Genomic DNA, 22,826 nt, shown 5'->3' with positions numbered 1-22,826 from the left:
TTTCGCGTGTCGTGGCGCGATTGCGGCGGGAGCGGCGTGAGGGTGCAAGTTCGCTCATTTTTGCCGGCCGATCATCCGCGTGGTCGTGTCGAACGTGGACAGCTCGTCCGGATGCAGCTGATGCTGGACGGCGAAAGATCGCTCCTTGATCCGCCACAGTCCTTGCCCGGTGCCCAGGCCCGGTAGGAGGGACTGTTCGGTGCCAGTGAGGCCGAGCGCGGTCGCGGTGGTGCCGAGCTGGTCGGCTTCCTGCCGGTAGATGATCCGCGTCTCCGCGTTCGCCAGTAGGGACGACGCCAGGGCCCGCATCGCGGACCCACTGTCGCTGACGTTGTCGAGGTCTGTCAGCTTGTGGAAGATCAGCATGTTCGCGATCCCGTAATGCCTGGCGAGCCGCCACTGCGCGTCCATGCGCTTGAGCAGCGCGGGATGGGACATGAGACGCCAGGCTTCGTCGTAGATCACCCACCGCTGTCCGCCTTCGGGGTCCAGGAGGGCCGATTCCATCCACGCCGACGAGCACGTCATCAGTACCGAGATGAGGGTGGAGTTCTCCGCCACCCGGGACAGGTCCAGGGAGATCATCGGCAGGGACGGGTCGAAGGTGACAGTGGAGGGCCCGTCGAACAAGCCCTGCAAGTCCCCGGCGACGAGGCGCCTCAGTGCGTGCCCGACGAGCCGGCCGTCCTCAGCGAGCCGCCCGTCGGTGTCGTCTGTGCCGTCGGGGTTGAGGATGCGGTCCACGATCATTGGCAAGATCGGGATGTCGTTGTCGGCGACGGCGGCGGAGAGAGCGACGTCGATCGACGTGTGTTCCAGCGGTGACAGCGACCGCTCGAGGACGGTCTCGGCCAGTGCGCCGATCAGCTCCCGCCGCCGGGAGGCGACCTGGGAGCTCCATTCGATGTCCGTCAGACTGGAGGGCCGGTGGCCCTCATCGAGGGGGTTCAGCCGGTTCTTCAGCCCGTGGCCGAGGACGATCGCCTTCCCGCCGACAGCCTCCGCGACGGGGGTGTGCTCGCCTTTCGGGTCGCCGGGGACGTAGACGCGACGCCCGAACGGAATCGACCGCGTGTATAGCGACTTCGCCAGCGAGGACTTTCCGGAGCCGACGATGCCGGCCAGGACGATGTTGGGGGCGGTGATGACGCCGCGCTTGTACAGCTCCCACGGGTCGTAGACGAACGACCCGCCCGAGTACATATCTTGTCCGACGAACACGCCTTCCGGCCCGAGTCCGCCTTCGGCGAGGAATGGGTACGCACCGGCGAGCGCGGCGCTGGTGTCCTGATGGGAGGGAAGCCGCAGCCCTCGGTGCGAGCGCAGCGCGGCGGGACCTGACTCACCAGATCGGGGGAGGTAGGTGGTGGCGCGGCGCTCGGCCTGCTCCGCCTCCCACTGGGCGCGGGCTTCGGCCTTGCGGGCGGCGACGTCCTTCGCTTGGATCTGCGCGGCGGCCTTCCGGCGGGCTCGGCGCTGCTTGCGGTGCTCGGATTCCGGTCCGATCAGCACGGTCGAGTACACGCGAGGTTTCGGGATGCTCACAGCACGACTCCTTCCTGCACCCGCCCGGGCAGGCGGTGTGCAGGAAGGAGGTGCGGGACCGGCGCCCCAGGGTCAGACGGTGCGTGCGAGCGGCAGTGCGGCCGCGGTGAACGCCTGCGCCTGTTGGCCCACCAGCCGCCGGGTCTCGCAGGAGGCTTGGATGGCGGCCTGCTCGATCTTTGAGACCGCCGCTTCCAGCTCGTCCGGGGTGGGGGCGCTGACAGAGATCAGCCCGGTGTAGCGGAGGATGCCGTGCCCGCTGGTGAGGTCGGCTTCTTGCTGCAGCACGTCCTGATACTCGGCGGACTGTTGGGCGTCCTCGACCTGTCCGATCTTCTGGCGTTGTGCGGCGTCGGAGATGTACTCGACCTTCTTCTTCCGAATGTCACGGGCCGCTTGATCCGACCGGATCGGCGTGCACAGTAACGAGAACGATCTCCGCACCCCGGAGGCGAGGAGCACCGGGGACAGGAACCCCGGGTACACGAGCGATCGGGGCCATTCGCTGACCCAGAGCACGGCATGGTGTGCGCTGTCGGAGCGGAGCCCGTTCCAGGTCTCCTCCAACGCAACCGGTCCTGCCGTGGCCAGGTCCTGCCCGAGGTTCCCGGAGCGTTCCAGGGTCGCGGCGATCGCCGGGTCGTACGCGGAGCGTAGGATCACGGCGAGCTGGCCGGGTGTGAGCCATCCGATGGCTTTCAGCTCGGCGGAGTGGAGCGCGGCGGTGAGGGTGTTCATCTCCTGTCGCAGCACGGCGGCCGCACCTTTCATGCCGCCGCCGGCGGTGCGGATCGCCCGGGCAGCGGCCTTCATGTCCAGGGCGAGGGAGATCGTCGTCGCGTGGCGTTCCCCGGCAGGGCCTGCCCGGTTGATGAGCTCGGCGTAGGTGCGCGACGTCCACGACTCGTCGTCAGAGTTGCCGTGCTCGGCCCACCACTGCGCCAGCCCGCTCCCTGAATCCGGGAGGGTGCGCTCCAGCACCTGTAGGCGGGCGATGCGCCCGGACCTGCAGCATGTCGCGAGGACTCGCCCCCAACTGGCCACGCGGCGTTCCTGCTCGCCAGGGTCCAGGAGCACGAACGCGGGATGGGTGACTTCCAGCAGCGCTGTCAGCGTGGCCGCGTAGGGGTGATGCACCATGACCGCTCCGGTGATCGGGTCTTCGTACTGACGCAGCGCTGCCATATCCCCCGGGAGCGCGAGGGTCCCGGCGGGGCGGGGCTTGACGACCCGCATCCGGTAGATCGTCTGCTTCACGGTGACCCGCCACAGCCAGTGCACCCCGACGGGCAGCCACTCGACGGTCTTGCGGCCTGCGATCGGGGCCCAGGTGATGCCCAGGCAGGTGACCCAGATCGGGGCGGTATAGGCGAGGATCATCCCGCCTCCCGCGTACAGCGACCCGATGAACGCCAGCCCGGCGATCGCGAGCGCGATCACCTGCGATAGCGACAAGCCGAGGATGAGGCCACGCCGGGTGAGGCGGGAGAACTTCACCGCCGTCAGCGGGTAGTCGTCTTTCGTGTTCTGCGGTTTCGCCACGGGTTACTCCTTCCTTTCGGGCGCCGTGTTCGGTGGCGGCGGGTCCTTCGGCGGTGGCGTCGATGACGGGCCAGACGATGCCGGCGGTGTGCTGGACGGCGGGCCCTGCGGTGCCGATGGGTCAGACGGCGGGGGTGCGTTCCCGGACGGAGGCGGGGCGCTGTCCTGGCCGGCCGCTGATGCCTGGTCCTCTGCGGCACCGCCGATCGCACCGCCGAGCTTGGGGCCGGCGGTGGCGGCTTCCTTGACGGCTGCCGCTGCGACGACCGCGACTGCGGCGGGTGCTGCTGCAGCCGCACCTCCCGCAGCAGCACCGCCACCCCCAGCAGCCCCGCTACCACCGGCAGCACCACCGGCTGCGCCGCCACCAGCCGCAGCGCCGACTCCGGCTCCACCGGTACCAGCGGTCGCACCGCTCCCGCCGTCCGGGGGCGGGGGCGGCGTGCCGCCGCCTCCACCACCCCCGCTGCCGGGCGGTGGGCCATCGCCTTGACCTTTCCCGTCGAGGACTTTCTGTGGGCCGTCGCCAGCGGGCTTGGACGGAGTGGGAACGGGCCGGTTCATGGACTGCTTGGCCTCTTGCTCCGCGCTCATCGCGTGGTACATGTCAAATCCGATGAATGAGATGAACTTGTAGACCATGTAGGGCGCGAATGCGGCGACGAACATGAGCACGATCCCGGCGATGGGGTCGGCGATGGATGCCAGGTCGAAGTCGATCGGCTGGGAGACCTGGGTGATCGCGACGAGGAACACCACGACGAGGACGAGCTTGGACAGAATCAGGGCGATCACGAACGACACCCATTTCCCGAACCAGCCGCGGGTGACGTCCCAGCTCGCGCCGCTGATCGCGATCGGTCCTAGCACGATAGCGACGAGCAGCAGCGCTTTGCGGATCAGGAGTGAGAACCACACGATCGCCGCGGCGGTGATCGCGAGGCCGGCGAAGAAGATGGTGATGATCGCGCCGACACCGGGGGCTGTGAGGTTGATCGCGGTGAGTCCCGCGGCGAGCAGGGCGATCTTGTCGCCCATCGCTTCCATCGAGTTGCCGGTGGCTTGGATGATGCCGATCGTCAGCTGGTCGGTGATCTCCAGCAGCGTCGCGGTGAGCGTGATGATGAGGAACGACCCGAGCACGCTCTTGCCGAGTCCGAGCGCCGCCCGAGAGAGGGCGGTGGGGTCTCGGCGGATGAGGCCGGTGATCAGTTGCAGGCAGAAGAACACGAGCATGATCAGCACGGCGACGCCGAAGAGGATGTTGTAGACGCCGACGTACTCCGGGGACTGGACGTCGACGAGCGTGGTGGTGTCGAAGACGTACCAGACGCCTTCGAACAGCCAGGCGGCGGCTTGTCCCATTGCTTGGGCGAGCCAGTCGAAAGGGGCCGCGACGAGCGTCGCGGCCCCTTCTCCGACGGCGTCGCAGACGTTGGAGATGACCGGGACGTCGCACAGTGCCATGACGGTGTTCCTCCTTCCGGGACCGGTGAGCGGGCCTACTCAGACGGCCTGGCCGACGTTCCAGAAGAAGTTGATGAGGGTGACGCTCGCGCCGCAGATGATCGCGGCCCCGCAGGAGACGAGGACGCCGATCTTTCCCCGCCCGGCCAGATGCGGGTTGCTGCTGTTCGCGCCGAAGCCCCAGATGATCGCCGAGATGATCAACGCCAGGACGCTGAGGATCAGGCCGACCGTCATCACGGCGCCGACGATGGTGCGCAGCTGGGCGATGCCGGGCAGCCCCGAGCTGTTGGGGTCGATATCGACCTGCATCGGGACGAGCGCGGCCAGGTGAGGCAGGACGGTGGTGGTGAGATCGAGAATGGCGGACACGGGTGCTCCTTCATGAACCAAGCGGGGATACCCGGCCGGCATCGGCCGGGTATCGCACAGGTGCGCTCCCCGCACCCCACGGCGCAGGAAGCGGGGGCGGTGGAGCCCCGTCGCCTCCACCGCCCCCGCCGGTTCGTCGCGTCCGGGCTAGAGTTGCCCGCCGAGAGCGATCAGCCAGTTCATCCACGCGATCCCGGCGCCGGCGAGAGCTGCCGCGCCGAGCGCCGTCCACACGCCGATGCGTGCTTTCGTGGCGACCTGGTGGTGCCCGTTCGCGGAGCCGATCGCCCAGATCACCGCGCTCACCACGATCATCAACACCGACAGGATCAGCACGATCGTCAACAGCGCGCCGATGATGCTCTCCAGCTCGTTGGAGCCGCCCACGGCGCCGAAGTCGGGGAACACATTCCCCGAGACCAGGAATCCGGCCGGTTGCAGCCGGGAGAAGGAAAACGTCATCGGCGGGTCACCCTTCTTTCACGGAGATGTGGATGTGGTCGAAGTGCCCTCCGGTGACGTTCCCCGGGTCGTGCATCCCACCGTCGCCGTACGGCTGCCACCCCTCGTCTGCGCGAGCAGTCGACCAGATCTGTCCTTGCCAGATGAGGTAACTGATCCCGAGGGTCTCAGCGTTCGTCTCGAGCCAGTCGGTCAGTCGCCACCCGTAGTCGACCTGCTCCGCGCTCGGGTAGTGACCGATCTGATTGCCGACGGTGACATCGCAGGCCCGCCCGAGCGGATGATCCGACCGTGTCCCGGGACGTGGCGAGTAACACGCCCACCCGGTGCCGGGGAACGCGTTGCGGGTCTGGACGACCATATGCGCGGTGCGGGCGGTGACCTGCCCGCCGGTGCCGGTCGGGTCATCGACCAACTTCCCGCCGTCCCCGGTGAACTCCGCCGCGTCCGCCCCGGCCCCGCCAGGTGCGCAGCCGGGCCCGGGGGTGCTGGTGCCGTCGGGTTCGGTGGCGCCGTGGTCGGCGAGCCACTGGTCGGCGTCGATCGACTCGGTGCCGGTGGAGCCGGGCCGGATCTCGAAATGCAGGTTTGCGCCGGTGGAGCGGCCCGAGGAGCCGACGTCGCCGATGTGAGTGCCAGCGGTAACAGTCTGTCCTTCTTGCACGTGGATGCCGCGTTCCCACATATGCGCGTACACGGAGCGGACGGCTTCGCCCTGCACGGTGTGCTCGATGATGATGAGGCCGCCGTAGCCGCCGTTGAACTCGGCCCACACGACCCGCCCGTCGGCGGCCGCGTAGATCGGGGTGCCGTCGGCGGCGGCGTAGTCGGTGCCGGCGTGGTAGGTGGTCTCCCCGGTGAACGGGTCAGACCGATACCCCCAGTCGCTGGTCTTCGTCCACGTCCCCTCAGGCAGCGGGAAAATGATGCGGGTGGTCTCCGGCACCGACCCCGTGCCGCCGCCAGTGCCGGAGGGAGCGGGCACGGTGAGGGCATCGAGGATCGCTTCGGCGACGGGCTGGTAGTTCTGATACCGCTCCGGGAACGCGCTGACCTCGACGGCCTGCGCGACCTCGCCCATGTCCATCGTTTCCCAGCCCGGGATGTCGAGCATGCCTCGTGGGGAGGGGAAGTTCGGACCCGAAGGCCCGCCGTAGAACGCTCTGGCCTGGTAGGTGGTGTCCATCAGCTCGGCGACGGTTCCCCACCCGGCCTGCGGGCGCATCTGAAATAAGCCGAGCGAGTCGTGGTCGGACCTGTTGCCGTCGTTGGGATAGCTCCCCGACTCCGGGTAGGTGCCGGTGTTCGCCAGCTGCCGCAGCGTCGATTCGGTCAGCGCCGCCATGAGGGCGATCGTGGCCCCGCGGGCATCGACGCCGTCGGTCTGCCCGCCGACGGTGATGATCGTGGCGGCGTGAGTGAGCTGCTTCTTGTTCAGCGCAAATGTCTCACCGTCCCGCGTGGTCACTTCCAGCTCGTCCGGGATCGGCCCCACAGTCATCGACGACCCGGGACCGCAGGTTGCGTTCGCGGCGGGATTCATCAGCACCCCGACCCCGACCAGCGCGGTCGCCGGTCCCACGCACAGGACGAGGAACGCCAGCGCGGCAAGGATCTTCTTCAGCACGACGGCGTCCCGATCAGCGCAGCGGGTTGTCGAGCTTGGACAGGCGCAGCGTGTGGCACGACTCGAACGCGGGCTCGCACGCGAGGAACACGGTGAACGACACCGGGTGTTCGCTGGTCGCTTCCTGCCCGGAGACGGTGCCGGTGCGGTGCCGGGCGCCGTCGATGGTGACCGCGATCATCCCCTCCACGAGCGTGCCGGACCGGTCCTGCGCGACCGCGTCGGCCCAGGCATCGGGCACGACCGCATCCGCGATGGTGAGGCGCTGGGTGGTGGCGTGCCCGGTGAGCTGCCGCCAGGCGTCTGACGCCGGGTAGTAGCCGGCGATGTCCGAGGCGAGACCGGGGGTCTCGGTTCCGGTGGGGTCGGCGTCGGAGAGCACCACCTGCCCGTAGTCGGCGGGACCGAGCCCGGAGGCGGTGTCCCAGGTGAAGAGAGCCTCGGCGACGGCGCGTGCGTACCGGATCGGATCGTTCGTCCGCGGCAGCGGCGTCAGATCGGGCGGTCCGGACGGCGCCGGGGCAGTTGGCCGCTGCTCAGAGGTAGTCGGCACCGGGGCGGGGGTGTTCTCGTGGGGGCGGGCGATCAGCCCGTACACACCCAGCCCCACTAGGACGACGAGGATGACCGTTCCGGAGATACCGGCGATCAACAGGGCGCGGCCCCGCTTACGCGGGGCCGCATCGGAGAAATCAGTCGACATGGCAAGGGACGTCCTTTCACAGCAGAACGGTCAACGGTGTGTGCCATGCAGGTGCGGACGCCTGACCCCACCGGTCACTTCACGGCAGGACGCCCGCCCCGCTGGTGGCGCCCCGTGCGTGGGCGGCGGTGTCGAGGAACGCGTTCGCCTGGTCACGGTGGCGAGTGATCGCGTCCCACTGCTCGTCGGTGGCGTACTGGCCGACGAGGGCGGCGTCGTTGATCTCCCACCACCCCTCGGCCTTTGCGAGGATGTCGACCAGTCGGCGGGCGTGGTAGCGGCCCCGTACCCCGTCAGCGGACATCCCGTCGTCCTCCGCGCCCGACTCGCCGCTCTCCGCGGTTGTCGCAGCGGAAGTCGGGGTGAGGGCGAGCTTGCGGACGCGGGCGATGGCGGCTGCGACCGCCCGGGATCGTTCTACCGGCCGGTCGATCTGTCGCACCGCGCGGAGTTCGTCGTCGGCGGCTTCCCGGACGGCGGCGGTGGCGGTCTCGTTCACTGCGGTCTTCTCCAGCCAGCACACCCCGCGCAGGGCGATGACCTCGTGGTAACGGCCGTGGACCTTCGCGTCGCCGTTGATCTCCACGACCGCTTCGGCTGCTGCTCGCCGGACCCGTTCGTCTTCGTCCTCGTTGGTTGCCAGCCTTTCCAGCGCGAGGACCTGCTCGAGCTGTTGGGAAGAGTCCCGACCGGTCACCGCGGTCGCGGCCTGCACACGGGACTTCCGTTTCGACGGCGGTTGTGAATCCCAACGGCCGCTGCCGCTGCCCTGATAGGTCGCGACGATCATCGCTTCTCGTTCATCCGGGTCGGTGTCATCGGCCTCGCCGTCGTCCGAGCCCGGGAGGGCGGCGGCGCCGAACCGGGTCGCGGCCTGACGGCGGGCGTTCTCCTCGGTGAGGAGCGTCTTGTACTCCGCGTACAGGGCTGCCTTCTCCGTGGTGGTGAAGTGCTTGTGCAGAAGGTTGTCGTCCTGGATCGCCAGCAGCGTCCGCAGCTTGTCCGACACCTCAGACGCGATCCACACCGGGACGGTCGCGTGCCCAAGCTGCCGCATCACTTCCAGGCGGCGCCTGCCGGAGATGAGGACCCCGTCGGAGGTGATCACGATCGGGCACAGCAACCCGAGCGTTTGGATCGACGTGGTCAGGTCGGTCAGGTCACCGAGCTCACGCCGGTAGGAGCGACCCAGGACGAGGCTCTCGATGGGGAACTGGGCTACGGTTTGCTCGCTCGCGGACGCCGTGGTGTTCATGCTGCGGTCCCTCGCGTGAACTTGCGGGAGATGGCGGCGAGTTGGTGATCCGCGAGGAGGTCTTCGGTGCGGTCGCCGAGCAGCAGCCGCGCGAAGATCCCCAGCCGTGCGGGGTCGGCGCCGGTGGCTTCTTTCTTTGACCGCGGCCCGAGTAGCAAACGCAGCAGCCCGTTCCAGTCGCGGGCGGAGAACCCGAGTCGTTGCCGCATCGCGTCGTCTTTGCGGAGCACGTCGATCGCGGACTGGGCGCTCGCCAGAGTCGTGAGGCGGTGGCAGATGTATTCCACCGCGGTCTCGATGGTGCGGGGATACCAGCCGGTGGTCACCAGGAAGACGGACGCGGATCGCACCACCCTCTCCACAGCCACGGTCGGTGAGGCAGGCGGGGTTGCGGCGGCGAGCACGTGGTAAAAGAACGTCTCGTAGTGGCCGGCCCGCATCGGGTACTCGTCGGGACGCTGATCGGGCCTGCGGGCCTTGTCGGTTGAGGTGAGGAGACGTTCGGCGTGCACCTCGGCGGCGATGCCAAGCTCCACCGCGCGAGTGATCGCGGCCCACGGGTCCGCGGCACGGCGGATCGCTGGCGTCCGCATCGCCATGAACGCCTCATACGCGGCATCGGCGGGGTCACGGTGCCAGGACCGTGCCAGCGGAAGGTACTTCTCCTGCGCATACTGCATCAACGCGCGGGCGGCGGGGTGCGTGCGCCAGAGCTGCTCGGCGGTGAGCTGCTCCAGCAGGACGCGGAGTCCTTCGCCGGTGGTGAAGTCGGGAAGCGGTTCAGATGAAGGCTCTCTCATGAGGTCAACTCCTTAGGACGAGGTGACCAATAGGTGTGTGACCGCGACCCCAGATTCTCTTCGCGGCACGGAATCGATCCTTTGCACTCGGGCGACGGGTCTGCCATGAGTGTTGCTCTTCGCTCACGCTCGACCATCACCACCTCCGCCAGTGGACATGCCGCAGCGAACTCGCGGCCTACAGCTTTGGCCGACTGCCGCTGGCGTAAGTTGGTCATGACCTTCGCGAACCCGTGGCCGGTCTTGCGAGCGTCGTCCCGTATCGCCTCTATAGCCATGCGCTACTCCTTCCCAGGGCTCCCACAAGATGCGGACGGCCTTGCGACCATGTGGTGCACCGGGAAGATCAGCGGAGCGAGGACGGATGGCGGACGGAGTGCCGACCGTCAGGCTCCACAACGAACCCGACGTGTCTGCTTCGGTCTACTGGCCTGCGGCGCATCCGTCGAGATGCACATGACGAACGTGAGCCCTTCGTCGAGAATCACGGTTCATGCGGCGAGTAGCGGTAAGAGACGCCGAGGTGGCCAGCCAACAGTAGTTTCCGAGAATCTGATGAGCAAGTTCGTTGGGACAACGACGTCGGATCGAGCTCCGTGCGGTTGACTGGGATAACGTGGCCTTGTCAATCCTCAGCAACCGTGTGTGGCGTGCGCCGGTACTGCGTGGGCGTGGTGCCGTAGCGACGACGAAACCAGTGGGACGCGACGCGCGGATCGTTCCATCCAACATCGTTCGCGGCACGCATCACTGAAAGATCTGTTTCTTCTATGAGCCGTGTGAACTCGGTGAGCCGGAGTTCAGTGAGCAGGCGCATCGGTGCGGCACCGGCGTGCTGTACGAACAAGCGGGTGAGGTGGGTTCGTGAAAGCGAGAGTTCTCGTGAGAGTGCCGCAATAGTCCACGGTTCTGCGATGCGCCCGCGGAGCAACTGGATTGCCCGACCGATGTAGCCGATAGATCCAGTGTCGGTCAGTCGTCCACTAATGGGCGTCCACGGGGCTGGGGGAGTGGCTGGCGCCGCATTCAAGAAGGTCGGCAGCACCAGCCTCATCCACCGTGCGAGAAGCTCGAGAGTGTGAGTTGCGACGACTTCGGGTGATTCGGCTTTGCTGCGTATGGCGCTCATCTGTCGCCATAGCGGTTCGGCCTGTTGCAGTGCGGCGACGCCCGGTGCAAGGACAATCGCGCGACCGTCCCACTCGAGGGGGTGCACTCCTCGGAGCACTCGATCCGCATCGGGGAGAAACCATGCCATCTGTGTGCGCCAGAACTGTTCGTCGGCGTAGATGGCCCAGATGCGTGCTGTGGGTGCTGGCCAAACACGGCACCACTTGCCGGTGCCGAGTGCCAGCGACATGCCCGGGCGCAGGATGTGCATGCTCTCTGCGGTCTCGAAGGCGCAAGAGCCCTCGACGACATTGATCACCTTCACATGCCGGAAAACGGTACGGCTTGACGGGATCGTGCGCACCATCTCGATGGCCGCGATGTCACCTGGTATCTGGATCGCTGGGTAGGAGAGCGTGACCCCGAGCGGCGGAGGGAGCGGCAGGTCATGCCTGGCCTCGAATGAGTCCTCTCGCGTAGCCGCGAAGCGGCGCACGGCGCGCTGTCAGCGGTCGGTGAGCGCGAGCACTGTCAGGGCAGTGGCGAGCTCGGTAGTCGAGAAGGCGTTCATGATGGTGTCGCGAGTCCAGGGGTTGGTCCGCTCGGGATTGCGGTAGCCGCGCCAGAAACCGAAAACCCGCTGGCCGTCGATATCGAGCGCGATCGACGCGCCCAGCTCTTGGTTGCTGTCGAGCTTGCTCTCGAACAGTTCTCTGATGTCAGCGAATGAATCGGTCGCGGTACGTTCTCTGGTCATGGCGTGCTCACTTTCTGTTGGGCGATGAAGAGTTGCCCGTTGATACGTCTGCTCAGGTGGGGTATGTTTGGTCAGTTCAGATAGGGGCGCAGCACGGTGAGGCAGTAGTCCCAGACGGTATTCTCCTTCGCGGGGTCGTCCCAGCCGAGAAAACATGAAGGCCACCACCTGAATTGCGGCACCAGAAGCGTTCCATATCCCGATAGTGTCCCGCATCCTGCTGTGCACTGCCCTGGGTTCTGCGAGACGTTGGCTTCGGGCTCACCGACATAGCCCACGCCGCGAGTGTACGAGATGGGGAGTGGCCCAGTAGTGTGCTGCGGCCGCTGAGGAGGGATGCCCCGGGCGGACCATCCTTTCTCCCCACGGGCGTCGGCGCGCTGTTCGGCCTCAGTAGGTCGATAATTGTTCAGCCCCTTTTCCGGAGCTGAACTGATCTCACTGCACGTTCTTCCTGAGCCACGGCATGGGATCGATGGGGCGACCGTTGATGTCGACCTCGAAATGCAGGCAGGATCCGAAGACGTAGCCGGTGGAGCCGACGTCGCCGAGATACTGGCCGGGAGCGACGCAGTCCCCGACTTCTACCGCGCGGGTCCCACTGTTCAGATGTGAGTAGAGGGTGCTGACTGTCTCTCCGTTGAACAGGCTCTCGACCTGAATGCTCACGCCGTAGCCACTGTTGCTCTCGGTTGAGAGCGAAACACAGCCTTCGACAGCCGCATAGATGGGCGTCCCGACTGACGCCGCGAGATCTTGACCCATGTGCGAGCGACCCGGACGAGAGGCACCGAACCCGTCGCTGACCGAGTAGGTTCCGGAGGGTAACGGCATGAGAACCTGTTGAGCTGTTGGCAGGTTCACAGCTGTCGAGAGGGGCCGGCCAGATGCGACGGCGGCAGCGGTTGCCTTCGCGCGCGACGCGGCGATCTCCTTCTCTGTCGTTGCGGAGAAGTCCCCGCGAGGGAAGACCTCGACCCGGATGTCTTCTCCTGCGGTGTAGGACTGTGCGTCAACGGTGGCCGCGGCCTCGACCTGCTCCGGTTCTGCGTCGGATATTCCCGGAAGGGCGGCGCCGGTGATCAACACGCTGACGGCGAGGACGGCTCCGAGTGCCTTCGCTCGAGCCCACGAGCTCCGGGCGCGCGGGCGGTGGGGAGGTGTCGCAGACACTGCCTGTACGGGGGCTTCAGTTCCGTGCCGCGGGATGACGGGGGCCTGGCGGGTCGTCGGAGCTTCCTGTGACACCGGGCGGCCTTGGCCGCGGAGATCGCGACGAAGGAGGGGGCGATCGGGGAACCCGGGGTCTGTCGACGTCGTCGTCGCCTTTTCGGATGCGCGCTCGGGTAACCCAGAAATGATCGTGATCCTTCCGGTGGAGCAGAATACTTATCTCGATCGCAGACCCGATCGTTACTGATCTGTAACGGTAGATAGTCCGATTCGCTTAGGTCAAATTGAGATGCGCTTTCACAGCATCTGCTTAGAGAGCTGGATCCGCGTACATGGAGGAGACTCAGAAGGTTGGCACGGTACCCTTGGAGAGATGATCTCCTCGGCTCAAGTGCAACCCTTAAGGGTGCTCAGTGAGCAGCTTCTGATAACGAGGATCATTACGGCAGTCGGCTTGGCTCTCCTCCTGCTTCTGGGGGCAGCGGGTGCATCGCATTCCGAGAGCGAGGAGGCTTCGTCTTCACTGCTCGTGGCGAGCACACTCCTCGATCCGCACCTTGCTTCGGGAGAGCCCGGGAGTACCGTCGACGAGCATATGGCAGCCGCCGATGCCTCGACGGCGGGGGTCCTCGTCGGGGCAGCGCTGTGCGCCCTCGGCATGTTGTGCGGGCTCGTCTTCGTGATCTTTGCTCGGATGGTTTCGCGCCGTCGGGGGGTCGCATATCTCGTCCCTCGATGGATGGCACTCTGGCTCGTCCCGGTGCGCATCATCGTTGCCCGGACCGGGGCACTGTCGCTGACACAGTTGGGTCTTTCCCGAACCTGATATTTGGCATGCCGTCTCGTGCGGACGGCACTTCGCACCCGGATACCCTCCCGGTGCCTGTTCCATGCCGATTGTTCTTGTTTGGAGTAATTGATGAACCCTTCTGGAAAGCCGCGCGACCCCGCTTTCAACTGGCGGCCGATCCTGATCAGCGCAGGGATCGTCGCCGCCCTTGTCGTGGCAGCGATCATCTATGTGGTGATCAACAGCCAAGGCCCGACCGCCCCTTCAGCCGAGGTACCGGACGGGCAGACAGTCCCGCCCCCCGCGGTTGTTGACGCTAGTTCGCACATCCTCGACGACGGTGGGGAGGGTGCTGTCGAGGTCGTGGAGTTCCTCGATTTCGAGTGCGAGGCCTGCGGGATGTTCTATCCGATCGTCGAGGATCTTCGTGAGAGATTCGCGGGAGAGATCACCTACGTGGTGCGGTACTTCCCGCTTCCCGGACATTTCAACTCACAGAACGCGGCGTTGGCCGCGGAGGCTGCTGCCCAGCAGGATCGGCTGGAGGAGATGTACAGCCGACTGTTTGAGACGCAGGCGGAGTGGGGCGAGGCTCAGGAATCCCGTGCTGATCTCTTTCGGGGTTTCGCTGAGGAGATCGGACTGGACATGGCCGCGTACGACACCGCCATCGCGGATCCCGCCACATTGGAACGAGTCGAGTTCGACTTCAACGCGGGACAGGAGCTCGGCGTCAACAGCACGCCGACGTTCTTCCTCGAGGGCGAGCAGCTCGATTTACAGCAGCTGGACGACCTCGAGAACGCCATCGAAGCAGCGGTGAACGGTGATCGGTGATGCGGGCAGGACTGTCGCATAGACGAGTGATCGTCATCGGCAGCGGTCAGGCCGGTCTCGCCGTGGCGGCCGCCCTGATCGCGAAAGGGCTGCAGCCCCAGCAGGATTTCGTCGTGATCGGCGAGGCCGCACCAGGCTTGCGCAGCTGGGCTTCTCGATGGCACTCGATGGTGCTTCTTAGCGATGCCCGTCACAGCGCTCTGCCGGGCCTACCCTTTCCAGGCGATCAACGACGGCGGCCGCGTGTCGACGAGATGATCGAATACCTCAGCGATGTCGAGGGCGATCTCGGAGTCAAGACTCTCTGGGGTGTCCGGGCGACAGGTTTGGAGCGGCGCGGGTCCGGCTCGGTCTTGCACCTGTCGACCACGGAGGGTGAGGTGCAGACCCGAAACGTCGTGTGCGCAACGGGTGCCGCCACACATTCGTGCACTCCGGCGTGGGCAGCGGAGCTTCACGTGCCTGGAGTTGTGCTGCACAGCAGCGAGTATCTGTATCCGCGGCAGATTCCCACGAACGATGTGCTCATCGTCGGCGGCGGGAACAGCGGTGTGGAGTTGGCCCGTGAACTCGCACCGTCGCATGCGGTGACCTTGGCTGTTCGCACGGCTCGTAGGCACAAGCCGGCATCGCGGTACCTGCGAAGGCAACTCTTTGCCCGAGGATCGCGACCGGAGCCGGTGTTCGGGGACAGCTACAAACAATTGCGTGAAGTTGGCGTCAGCATCTGCCCTGCAGTGGCAAAGGCGGGGAGGAACGCTGTCACATTCGTCGACGGAACAGTGGCAACGCCGGGGTCCGTGATTCTCGCGACCGGATTCGACCCTGGTGACGACTGGCTACCGGATGACGCCCGGACCGTTCCTCCCCAGCGGACGATGACCGGGCTGCCGGGATTGTTCGTCGCCGGGATCCCCCAGTACGGCGGTGGGGGGCTCGGACACCATCGCAGGAGTCTTTCGAGATGCCACGATCATCGCCCGCCACATCATCGAACGACCGTGAAGAGAGCAGAACCCATGAGATCCGTCCACCGTAGAAGGCTTTCCACCTCTCGAAGGTCGAATAGGCGTGGCCGCGGCTTCGCCGCATCTGCTGGCTTGTCTGCTCTGCTGATCATCGGCGGAACCGTTTTCGGCACGGCGAGTCCCGCCGCTGCTCACGACGAACTGCTCTCCACCTACCCCGAGGCATCCGCGACCGTACCTGGCGCCCCGGCGGAGATCTCCCTCACCTTCACGGGCGAGCTGCAGACGCTCGAGGGTGCCACGGCGATCGAGGTCATCGCAGAAGACGGCAGCAGCCTCGTCGACGGCGTTCCCGAGGTCTTCGAGGCGACGGTCACGCAGAACCTGTCCGACCAGCTGGTCGTCGGAGAGGTCACGGTGAGGTGGCGGGTGGTGTCCAGTGACGGACACCCGATCAGCGACGAGTACACCTTCACGGTGGAGACGACGGGGACGCCGACGAGCAGCCCCACGCCGACGAGCAGTCCCACCCCATCGGAGGAGACCACGACGCCGGCCGCGACGCCGACCGCCGAGTCCGGCTACGGCGACATCCACAGCCAACCGAGCACGGATCTCGATGCGCTTCCCATCCTGGTCGTCGCCGGGGGAGCGGCCCTCCTGGGCAGCGCAGCACTCCTGATGTTCATGGCCGGTCGCGATCGGCGCCGGCGTGATCGGGCGGCACAGCAGAAGAAGGAGAAGGAGAATGCCGATGAGTCCTAACCGGCCAAGACACCTCGCGGTCGCCGCCATTGTGGCGGCGGGGATCGTCGTGATCGATCAGGCCACGAAGGCGGCCGCACTCGCGACGCTGAGCGAGGAGACGCGGATCCCGCTCCTGGGCGACCTGTTCGGTCTCCAGCTCGCGTTCAATCCGGGTGCGATCCTCTCCCTCGGGTCTGGATTCACCGGAGTGCTCACCCTGGTCGGAGCGGGCGCGGTGGTCTGGCTGATCATCGCCGCGCTCCGTGCACGCACGGCTGGGCTCGCGGTGGCGTTCGGGTTCATCCTGGGCGGGGCGCTCGGGAACCTGATCGACCGGCTGTTCTCACCGCCCGGCTTCGGGGTCGGGCACGTCACCGACTTCCTCGCCTACGGGACCCTGTTCATCGGGAACCTCGCCGACGTCGCGCTCGGCATCGGCGTCATCCTCCTTCTCGGCATCACCTGGACCCGGCGGCGCAAGGTCGAGCTGGCTCCTTCAGCACGAGTGGAAGCAGGTGCCGCATGAGCGCGAAACAACGCACGCCGTCCACCTTCCAGCGCAACGCGCTCGCACCGGGGCTGCTCGCGGGAGCGGTGCTCTTCACCGCTCCGCTGTGGACCGAGGCCGGCCTGTTCCAGGTGGTGCTGTTCGTCACAGCGATCCTCGCGGCGATCGTGGCCTGGTTCGCGGGACAGGCGCGCCAATGGTGGTGGATCCCGGTATTCGTCGCGGTCCTCGTGCTGTGGAACCCGGTCGCGCCCTTCCCGTTCACCGGGCCCGTCTGGGCGGCGGCGCAGCCGGCCGCAGCCATCGTCTTCCTGGTCGCGGGGGCAATTATCAAGGTGCGTCGCACATGATCCGCCGGATGATCGCCGCAGCCACAGCGCTGCTCCTGGGCGTCATCGCCCTGACGGGATGCTCCGCGAACGACTCCCTGGCGCAGCAATACCAGGAGGGGAACGAGAAGGGGTACATCGCCGGAGACTTCCGCGTCGTGGAGATCGCGGCGGGGGAGCGGGGCGACCCGGTCGTCTTCGAGGGGGTCACCGAGACCGGGGAGACGGTCTCCAGCGACGACTACCGCGGCGAGGTGCTGGTGGTGAACTTCTGGTACGCCGCCTGCGGGCCGTGCATCGTCGAAGCGCCGCTGCTCGAGGAGGTGTGGCAGGAGTACCAGGACCAGGGCGTGTCGTTCCTCGGAGTGAACACCTACGATCAGCCCGCCACGGCGCTCTCCTTCGCTCGGGACAACAACGTCACCTACCCCAGCGTGATCGACGTCAACGACGGCAAGGTCAAGCTGGCATTCGCGCAGGTCACCCCGATCCAGGCGACTCCGACAACGCTCGTGGTCGACAAGGAGGGGCGGGTCGCCGCGCGCATCATCGGGCAGCTGCAGAGCGCATCCATCCTGTCGACCCTCGTCCGCGACGCTCTCGGGGAATTGCCATGAACCCCGGCGATCTCGTCGCCGACGGGGCGCTGTGGGTCGCGATCCCCATCGCGGTCCTTGCGGGGCTGATCTCCTTCGTGTCCCCGTGCGTGCTGCCGCTGGTGCCCGGATACCTCGGATATCTGGGCGGCGCCTCGAGCGCCACCGCGGTCGGGGGCGCCTCGACCCGCACGGCGACGGCGGAGCGCACGCGGCTGCTGCTGGGAGTGACGCTTTTCATCGCCGGGTTCACCGTCGTGTTCGTCACCGTGACGATCCTGGGCGGAACGTTCGGGTTGTTGCTGCTGCAGTACGCGAACGTCCTGACCCGTGTGTTCGGCGTCGTGGTGATCATCCTCGGCCTGGTGTTCATCGGGTTCTTCGGCGTCGCGCAGCGCACCGTCCGTCCGCGCATGCAGTCCCGTGCCGGGCTGCTCGGCGCGCCGCTGCTCGGGTTCGCGCTCGGCGTCGGGTGGACACCGTGCATCGGCCCGACGCTCGCGGCGATCCTGTCGGTCTCCTGGAACCTCGGCGACCCGGCCCGTGCGGGCCTGCTGGGCCTGGCCTATTCGCTCGGGCTCGGTCTGCCCTTCCTCGTGCTCGCCCTCGGCTGGGGGTGGGCGTCCCGGTCGGTCGCGTTCCTGCGCCGCCACATCCGCACCCTGAACATCGTCGGCGGGGGAGTGCTCGTGCTCCTCGGCGTCCTGATGGTGACCGGGCTGTGGACCGCGCTGATGTCCGCCCTCCAGCAGGTGGTGATCAATGTCCCCCTCCCGCTCTGAGACCGCCACCGACGCGCCCGTCGACCCCCTGCGCCCCGACGACCACGCCGACGGCAACGATTCCGGTATCGCCCAGCCGGCGCTGGGGATCGTGGGATGGGCGAGATGGGCGTGGCGTCAGCTGACCAGCATGCGCACCGCTCTGCTGCTGTTGCTCCTGCTGGCAGTCGCCGCCGTGCCCGGATCGCTGTTCCCGCAGCGCAGCGCCGACCCCAACGGGGTGATCCAGTGGCAGCGTGACAACCCCGAGGCCTATCCCATCGTGGATGCCATCGGGCTGTTCGACGTATACCTGTCGCCGTGGTTCTCGGCGATCTACCTGCTGCTGTTCGCCTCGCTGATTGGATGCGTTACCCCGCGCACGAAGCACCACTACAAGGCCCTGCGATCCCAGCCGCCCCGCACGCCGGTGCGGCTGTCCCGGCTCGATGACTACGAGGAGCGCACCGTCCCGGCCGCCGACCCCGCGAGCCAGGCGCGAGAGGCCGTCGACGTCGCCGAGCGGCAGTTGCGCCGTGCCGGCTACCGGGTGCACCGCTACGACGGCCGCGGATGGCTCTCCGTGTCCGCCGAACGCGGGTACCTGCGCGAGACCGGCAATCTCGTCTTCCACACGGCGCTGATCGGCGTGCTCGTCTCGGTCGGTCTGGGAGGCGGGTTCTCCTACACGGGCCAGCGGGTCGTCGTCGAGGGCACCACCTTCGTCAACGCCCTCAGCGACTACTCCTCGTTCGACGCCGGCCGGTTCATCGACGGGACCGGTCTCGCCCCGTACTCGCTCACCCTCGACGAGTTCCAGGTCACGTATCAGCGGCCGGGCACGCCGGGGGCCGGGCAGGCAGGGGACTTCTCCGCCGACGTCACCGTCCGCATCCCCGGTGAGGAGGATCGGACCGAGAGCGTGATCGTGAACTATCCCATCTCCGTCGCCGGCGACCGCATCCACCTGCTCGGCAACGGCTACGCCCCCACGATCACCGTGCGCGACGCGGCTGGCGAGCTCGTGTACACCGAGTCGCAGCCGTTCCTCCCGCAGGACTCGAACATGACCTCCCTCGGGATCATCAAGATCCCCGACGGGCTGCCCGAGCAGGTCGGCCTGGTCGGGTTCTTCTACCCCACCGCGGGCGTGCTGGACTCCGGCGCCTACACCTCCATCTACGGCGACGTCGTCAACCCGCTGCTCACCTTCAACGTGTACAGCGGCGACCTCGGCATCGACGACGGAACCCCGCGATCGGTGTACACCCTCGAGACCGACGGCCTCACCCAGCACACCGGCGGTCAGACCGGAGTCGACTCCATCGAGCTGACGCCGGGGGAGACCGCGGAGCTGCCGAACGGATGGGGCACCGTCACCTGGGAGATCGCGTCGCCCGAGGATCCGGTCAAGCGATTCGCGTCGCTGCAGATCCAGCGCGACCCGACCGCCGGATGGGTGCTGGCCTTCTCGATCCTCGCGATGCTCGGCCTCTTCGCCGGGCTCTTCGTGCCCCGACGCCGCGTCTGGGTCAAAGCCCACCCGACCGACGAGGGCGTCCGCCTCGAGTACGCGGGACTGGCCCGCGGCGAAGACCCCACCCTCCGCAAAGCCGTCGTCGACATCGCCGACACCCACACGGAGGCGCTCACCGGCGTCTCCGACCCATCCCCAGAGAAGGAGAGAACCGATGAACTGCCCCGTTGACGGCACGACGCTCCTGGTCACCGACCGTTCCGGCGTCGAGATCGACTACTGCCCGCAATGCCGTGGCGTGTGGCTGGACCGCGGTGAGCTCGACAAGATCATCGACCGCTCATCCGGCTACCAGGCCCCGGACTACCCCGAAGACGAGCATCGCCGCTCCCGGCATGACCGCGGCGGCAAGAGACGACGCGAGGGCTTCCTCGGCGATCTCTTCGACTTCTGAGCCCGCCGACCGATGACACGCCATGAACGACTGGATTTCCGACACACCGCCGACGCTGGAGGCGTTCCTCACGCCGATCCTGCCGCCGGTTCCGGTGCTGCCGGTGCTCGGTCTGCTCATGGCCGTGATGTACCTGGCCGGCGCCATCCGGCTCTGGCGTCAGGGACGGCGGTGGTCGGTCGCCCGCACGGTGTGCTTCCTCCTCGGATGCATCGTCCTGGTCGCCGTGACCGGCCTGGCGGTCGAGGGATACGGGTACCTGCTGTTCTCGGTCTTCATGTTCCAGCAGCTCACCCTGATGATGGCCATCCCGCCGCTGCTCGTGCTCGGCTCCCCAGGCACACTGCTGCTGCGCGCCACCCCGCATCGCGGCCTCGGGCGAGTGATCCTCCGCCTCGCCCTGGCCGGGCTGCGCAGCCGCATCGCACGATGGGCGCTGAGCCCCTGGATCGCGATGCCGCTGTTCCTGATGTCCTTCTACGGCTTCTACCTTGGAGGTCTCGCCGACCCGATCCTGCAGACCCCTGGCGGGCATCCGCTGCTCGAGATCGCCTTCCTGGCAGCCGGCGTGCTATTCACAATCCCGATCCTGTCCAACGACCCGCTCCCGGTGCGGATGACGTACCCCGGCCGGGCGATGGACCTGTTCGCCGAAGCAGCTCTGCACGCGTTCTTCGGCGTGTTCCTGATGATGAGCCCGACGCTGTTCGTCGAGACCTTCGCCGGCCCCACGACGGCGCTGGGCATCGATCCGCTGGACGATCAGTGGCTCGCCGGCGCCCTGGCCTGGTCCTACGGAGAAGGCCCCACCGTGGTCATGCTCCTCTACGTCATGCACCGGTGGTTCCGTGATGACACCGCCCGTGCCGCCAAAGCCGACAAGTACGCCGACGCCCACGGCGATCCCGAGCTCGACGCCTACAACGCCTATCTCGATGCCCTCCGCAAGAAGGACACCTGACCGATGCACCCGACCTTGACACCAGCCGCGGCCGTCGCCACGCCCGCCGGCGGGGCGTCGTCCTCCCCGCCGAGCGGGCTTCCGCTCTGGGCAGCGGTCCCCGCCGCGATCATCGGAGGACTCGCCCTGAGCCTCGCCTCGCCGCCAGTCGGATGGTGGCCGCTGGCGCTGCTCAGCGTGACTCTGGCGCTGATCACCCTCGTCGGCCGGAGCATCGGCGGGGCACTGCTGGTCGGCGCCGCCTTCGGGGGAGTGTTCTTCTTCACCCACCTGATCTGGGTGGGGGAGTTCCTCGGCCCCCTCCCGTGGATCGCCCTCGCCGGCCTCGAGACAATCCTGTTCAGCACCGGCGCCGTCCTGATCACGCTCGCCTACCGGTGGACGGCGCGGTTCCCGCACCGGGGCACGGCGCAGCTGGTCGCGATTCCCCTCCTGGTGGCCGGCCTCTGGGCGGGCAGGGAGGTCGTTCTCGGCTCGTGGCCGTACACCGGGTTCCCCTGGGCGCGCATCGGGATGACGCTCGTCGACGGCCCGCTGTCCGAGGTCGCATCCTGGACGGGCGTGACGGGACTCTCCTTCCTCTTCGTTGCGATGTGCGCCGGCGTCGTGCAATGGGCACGCGCCGGCGGGCCGCGGTTCCTGCGTGGCGGCGTCTCCGCCCTGGCCGTGATGGTCCTCCTGCTTCTCGTCCCGCAGTTCCCGACATCGCCCGCGGGCACGCTCGAGGTCGGGTGGGTGCAGGGCAACGGCCCGGCGGCCTACTTCGACACCCGAGAACGCGGCGACGTGCTCGCCGCACAGGCGGAGGCGACCGCTCCGCTGCTCGGACAGCCGATGGATCTGCTGGCCTGGCCGGAAGGGGGAGTGGACTCCGATCCGCTCGCCGACCCCGCCACCGCCGCCACGCTCGACCGCATCGTCCGCCAAGCCGACGCTCCGCTGCTGATGAACGCCGCGACCGCACGAGGAGCGGACGTCTTCAACTCGTCCCTGCTCTGGACCCCGGAACCCGACGAACGCCAGCGGCACGACAAGATCAATCCCGTCCCGTTCGGGGAGTACGTGCCGGATCGCTGGCTGTACGAGATGATCGTCCCCGACCTGGTCGGGCTGATCCAGCGCGAGTACACCCCCGGCACCCTCCCGCCCCTGGTCACCGTCGACGACGTCGGGGTCGGCCTGGCGATCTGCTTCGACGTGATCTACGACCAGGTCATCTGGGACGGCGCCCGCGCGGGCGCGCAGCTGTACGTCTTCCAGACCAACAACGCCGACTTCCGCGGCACCGCCGAGAACCTGCAGCAGCTCGCCTTCGCCCGCATGCGCGCGATCGAGACCGGCCGCGCCGTCGTCAACATCTCCACGACCGGCACCAGCCAGGTGATCGCCCCCGACGGTACGACCATCGCCAGCATCCCCATCGACACCGCCGCCGCGGCGATCACCACCGTCCCACTGCGCACCGGCCTCACACCCGCCACGATCCTCGGCCCCTGGATCAGCGCGCTGATCCCGCTCGGGGCCATCGGAGCCCTGACCGCACTCGGGATCCTCCACCGCATCCGCAACCACTCGTCCGTATGAA

At 67.4% G+C, this 22,826-nt stretch carries 23 protein-coding genes; 11 read left to right on the top strand and 12 right to left on the bottom strand.

Features of this window, described 5'->3' with window-relative positions:
• Positions 1-54: 54 nt before the first annotated feature.
• From AB0O65_RS13580 to AB0O65_RS13525, 12 genes are all read right to left on the bottom strand, one after another.
• The gene (locus AB0O65_RS13580) at positions 55-1,545 is read right to left on the bottom strand and encodes an ATP-binding protein (RefSeq protein WP_363385863.1); all 1,491 of its coding nucleotides are present in this window, start codon (positions 1,543-1,545) and stop codon (positions 55-57) included.
• 72 nt (positions 1,546-1,617) lie between these two features.
• Entirely contained in the window at positions 1,618-3,087 is a 1,470-nt protein-coding gene (locus tag AB0O65_RS13575; RefSeq protein ID WP_179430668.1) for an SCO6880 family protein, read from the bottom strand.
• Positions 3,088-3,090: 3 nt separating this feature from the next.
• The gene (locus tag AB0O65_RS13570; RefSeq protein WP_363385858.1) at positions 3,091-4,554 is read right to left on the bottom strand and encodes a conjugal transfer protein TrbL; all 1,464 of its coding nucleotides are present in this window, start codon (positions 4,552-4,554) and stop codon (positions 3,091-3,093) included.
• Between the two features lie 39 nt (positions 4,555-4,593).
• Positions 4,594-4,866 carry a DUF6112 family protein gene (locus AB0O65_RS13565; protein WP_071644218.1) on the bottom strand — a complete coding sequence of 91 codons (273 nt, stop codon included), beginning with the start codon at positions 4,864-4,866 and terminating at the stop codon, positions 4,594-4,596.
• Positions 4,867-5,073: 207 nt separating this feature from the next.
• Entirely contained in the window at positions 5,074-5,388 is a 315-nt protein-coding gene (locus AB0O65_RS13560; RefSeq protein ID WP_071644125.1) for a DUF6112 family protein, read from the bottom strand.
• A 7-nt stretch (positions 5,389-5,395) separates the two neighbouring features.
• Positions 5,396-7,015: a M23 family metallopeptidase gene (locus tag AB0O65_RS13555; protein ID WP_363385855.1), complete on the bottom strand. Its 1,620-nt coding sequence runs from the start codon at positions 7,013-7,015 to the stop codon at positions 5,396-5,398.
• Between the two features lie 13 nt (positions 7,016-7,028).
• A complete protein-coding gene (locus tag AB0O65_RS13550; RefSeq protein WP_071644127.1) occupies positions 7,029-7,718 on the bottom strand; it encodes a hypothetical protein in 690 nt (229 codons plus the stop codon).
• A 79-nt stretch (positions 7,719-7,797) separates the two neighbouring features.
• On the bottom strand, positions 7,798-8,973 hold the full coding sequence (locus tag AB0O65_RS13545; RefSeq protein WP_071644129.1) for a ParB N-terminal domain-containing protein: 1,176 nt from the start codon (positions 8,971-8,973) through the stop codon (positions 7,798-7,800).
• Complete coding sequence (locus AB0O65_RS13540) at positions 8,970-9,773, bottom strand: hypothetical protein (protein ID WP_363385850.1); 804 nt, start codon at positions 9,771-9,773, stop codon at positions 8,970-8,972. The genes AB0O65_RS13545 and AB0O65_RS13540 overlap by 4 nt, the downstream gene beginning before the upstream one ends.
• A 625-nt stretch (positions 9,774-10,398) precedes the next feature.
• Positions 10,399-11,250, bottom strand: coding sequence for an AraC family transcriptional regulator (locus tag AB0O65_RS13535; protein WP_143187215.1), 852 nt, complete (start codon positions 11,248-11,250; stop codon positions 10,399-10,401).
• A gap of 138 nt (positions 11,251-11,388) precedes the next feature.
• Positions 11,389-11,640 carry a serine hydrolase domain-containing protein gene (locus tag AB0O65_RS13530; protein WP_071644135.1) on the bottom strand — a complete coding sequence of 84 codons (252 nt, stop codon included), beginning with the start codon at positions 11,638-11,640 and terminating at the stop codon, positions 11,389-11,391.
• Positions 11,641-12,078: 438 nt separating this feature from the next.
• On the bottom strand, positions 12,079-12,729 hold the full coding sequence (locus AB0O65_RS13525) for a M23 family metallopeptidase (protein WP_256221118.1): 651 nt from the start codon (positions 12,727-12,729) through the stop codon (positions 12,079-12,081).
• Between the two features lie 457 nt (positions 12,730-13,186).
• On the opposite strand from AB0O65_RS13525, the gene AB0O65_RS13520 reads away from it, so the two are divergent.
• From AB0O65_RS13520 to lnt, 11 genes are all read left to right on the top strand, one after another.
• Positions 13,187-13,639: a hypothetical protein gene (locus AB0O65_RS13520; RefSeq protein ID WP_363385845.1), complete on the top strand. Its 453-nt coding sequence runs from the start codon at positions 13,187-13,189 to the stop codon at positions 13,637-13,639.
• Between the two features lie 93 nt (positions 13,640-13,732).
• On the top strand, positions 13,733-14,440 hold the full coding sequence (locus AB0O65_RS13515) for a thioredoxin domain-containing protein (protein WP_363385842.1): 708 nt from the start codon (positions 13,733-13,735) through the stop codon (positions 14,438-14,440).
• A 26-nt stretch (positions 14,441-14,466) separates the two neighbouring features.
• The gene (locus AB0O65_RS13510) at positions 14,467-16,173 is read left to right on the top strand and encodes a copper resistance protein CopC (RefSeq protein WP_363385839.1); all 1,707 of its coding nucleotides are present in this window, start codon (positions 14,467-14,469) and stop codon (positions 16,171-16,173) included.
• Entirely contained in the window at positions 16,157-16,681 is a 525-nt protein-coding gene (locus tag AB0O65_RS13505) for a signal peptidase II (protein WP_363385836.1), read from the top strand. The genes AB0O65_RS13510 and AB0O65_RS13505 overlap by 17 nt, the downstream gene beginning before the upstream one ends.
• Complete coding sequence (locus tag AB0O65_RS13500; RefSeq protein ID WP_071644150.1) at positions 16,678-17,013, top strand: DUF6804 family protein; 336 nt, start codon at positions 16,678-16,680, stop codon at positions 17,011-17,013. The genes AB0O65_RS13505 and AB0O65_RS13500 overlap by 4 nt, the downstream gene beginning before the upstream one ends.
• An 8-nt stretch (positions 17,014-17,021) precedes the next feature.
• Positions 17,022-17,609 carry a TlpA disulfide reductase family protein gene (locus AB0O65_RS13495; RefSeq protein ID WP_363385832.1) on the top strand — a complete coding sequence of 196 codons (588 nt, stop codon included), beginning with the start codon at positions 17,022-17,024 and terminating at the stop codon, positions 17,607-17,609.
• Positions 17,606-18,370, top strand: a complete 765-nt coding sequence (locus tag AB0O65_RS13490; RefSeq protein WP_292735321.1) for a cytochrome c biogenesis protein CcdA — start codon at positions 17,606-17,608, stop codon at positions 18,368-18,370. Before AB0O65_RS13495 ends, AB0O65_RS13490 begins: the two co-directional genes overlap by 4 nt.
• Positions 18,351-20,057, top strand: a complete 1,707-nt coding sequence (locus AB0O65_RS13485; RefSeq protein ID WP_292735324.1) for a cytochrome c biogenesis protein ResB — start codon at positions 18,351-18,353, stop codon at positions 20,055-20,057. The genes AB0O65_RS13490 and AB0O65_RS13485 overlap by 20 nt, the downstream gene beginning before the upstream one ends.
• Positions 20,041-20,280, top strand: coding sequence for a zf-TFIIB domain-containing protein (locus AB0O65_RS13480; RefSeq protein WP_071644158.1), 240 nt, complete (start codon positions 20,041-20,043; stop codon positions 20,278-20,280). The genes AB0O65_RS13485 and AB0O65_RS13480 overlap by 17 nt, the downstream gene beginning before the upstream one ends.
• A 22-nt stretch (positions 20,281-20,302) precedes the next feature.
• Positions 20,303-21,241, top strand: a complete 939-nt coding sequence (locus AB0O65_RS13475) for a cytochrome c oxidase assembly protein (protein WP_292735329.1) — start codon at positions 20,303-20,305, stop codon at positions 21,239-21,241.
• A gap of 3 nt (positions 21,242-21,244) precedes the next feature.
• On the top strand, positions 21,245-22,825 hold the full coding sequence (gene lnt / locus AB0O65_RS13470) for an apolipoprotein N-acyltransferase (RefSeq protein ID WP_292735331.1): 1,581 nt from the start codon (positions 21,245-21,247) through the stop codon (positions 22,823-22,825).
• Position 22,826: the final 1 nt, after the last annotated feature.

It is taken from the genome of Microbacterium sp. NPDC077391 (assembly GCF_040686955.1).
GTDB classification, from domain to species: Bacteria; Actinomycetota; Actinomycetes; order Actinomycetales; family Microbacteriaceae; genus Microbacterium; species Microbacterium commune.
This window is presented reverse-complemented; position numbering and strand designations above follow the sequence as displayed.

What these genes read in the sequence shown, in the direction of transcription:
- AB0O65_RS13500 (WP_071644150.1), top strand. Translation starts at nt 16,678, where the DNA reads ATGAGCGCGAAACAACGCACGCCGTCCACCTTCCAGCGCAACGCGCTC.
- AB0O65_RS13505 (WP_363385836.1), top strand. Translation starts at nt 16,157, where the DNA reads ATGCCGATGAGTCCTAACCGGCCAAGACACCTCGCGGTCGCCGCCATT.
- AB0O65_RS13550 (WP_071644127.1), bottom strand. Translation starts at nt 7,718, where the DNA reads ATGTCGACTGATTTCTCCGATGCGGCCCCGCGTAAGCGGGGCCGCGCC.
- AB0O65_RS13560 (WP_071644125.1), bottom strand. Translation starts at nt 5,388, where the DNA reads ATGACGTTTTCCTTCTCCCGGCTGCAACCGGCCGGATTCCTGGTCTCG.
- AB0O65_RS13530 (WP_071644135.1), bottom strand. Translation starts at nt 11,640, where the DNA reads ATGACCAGAGAACGTACCGCGACCGATTCATTCGCTGACATCAGAGAA.
- AB0O65_RS13495 (WP_363385832.1), top strand. Translation starts at nt 17,022, where the DNA reads ATGATCGCCGCAGCCACAGCGCTGCTCCTGGGCGTCATCGCCCTGACG.
- AB0O65_RS13520 (WP_363385845.1), top strand. Translation starts at nt 13,187, where the DNA reads ATGATCTCCTCGGCTCAAGTGCAACCCTTAAGGGTGCTCAGTGAGCAG.
- AB0O65_RS13545 (WP_071644129.1), bottom strand. Translation starts at nt 8,973, where the DNA reads ATGAACACCACGGCGTCCGCGAGCGAGCAAACCGTAGCCCAGTTCCCC.
- AB0O65_RS13565 (WP_071644218.1), bottom strand. Translation starts at nt 4,866, where the DNA reads ATGCAGGTCGATATCGACCCCAACAGCTCGGGGCTGCCCGGCATCGCC.
- lnt (WP_292735331.1), top strand. Translation starts at nt 21,245, where the DNA reads ATGCACCCGACCTTGACACCAGCCGCGGCCGTCGCCACGCCCGCCGGC.
- AB0O65_RS13485 (WP_292735324.1), top strand. Translation starts at nt 18,351, where the DNA reads ATGTCCCCCTCCCGCTCTGAGACCGCCACCGACGCGCCCGTCGACCCC.
- AB0O65_RS13480 (WP_071644158.1), top strand. Translation starts at nt 20,041, where the DNA reads ATGAACTGCCCCGTTGACGGCACGACGCTCCTGGTCACCGACCGTTCC.
- AB0O65_RS13475 (WP_292735329.1), top strand. Translation starts at nt 20,303, where the DNA reads ATGAACGACTGGATTTCCGACACACCGCCGACGCTGGAGGCGTTCCTC.
- AB0O65_RS13570 (WP_363385858.1), bottom strand. Translation starts at nt 4,554, where the DNA reads ATGGCACTGTGCGACGTCCCGGTCATCTCCAACGTCTGCGACGCCGTC.
- AB0O65_RS13535 (WP_143187215.1), bottom strand. Translation starts at nt 11,250, where the DNA reads ATGGTGCGCACGATCCCGTCAAGCCGTACCGTTTTCCGGCATGTGAAG.
- AB0O65_RS13490 (WP_292735321.1), top strand. Translation starts at nt 17,606, where the DNA reads ATGAACCCCGGCGATCTCGTCGCCGACGGGGCGCTGTGGGTCGCGATC.
- AB0O65_RS13540 (WP_363385850.1), bottom strand. Translation starts at nt 9,773, where the DNA reads ATGAGAGAGCCTTCATCTGAACCGCTTCCCGACTTCACCACCGGCGAA.
- AB0O65_RS13515 (WP_363385842.1), top strand. Translation starts at nt 13,733, where the DNA reads ATGAACCCTTCTGGAAAGCCGCGCGACCCCGCTTTCAACTGGCGGCCG.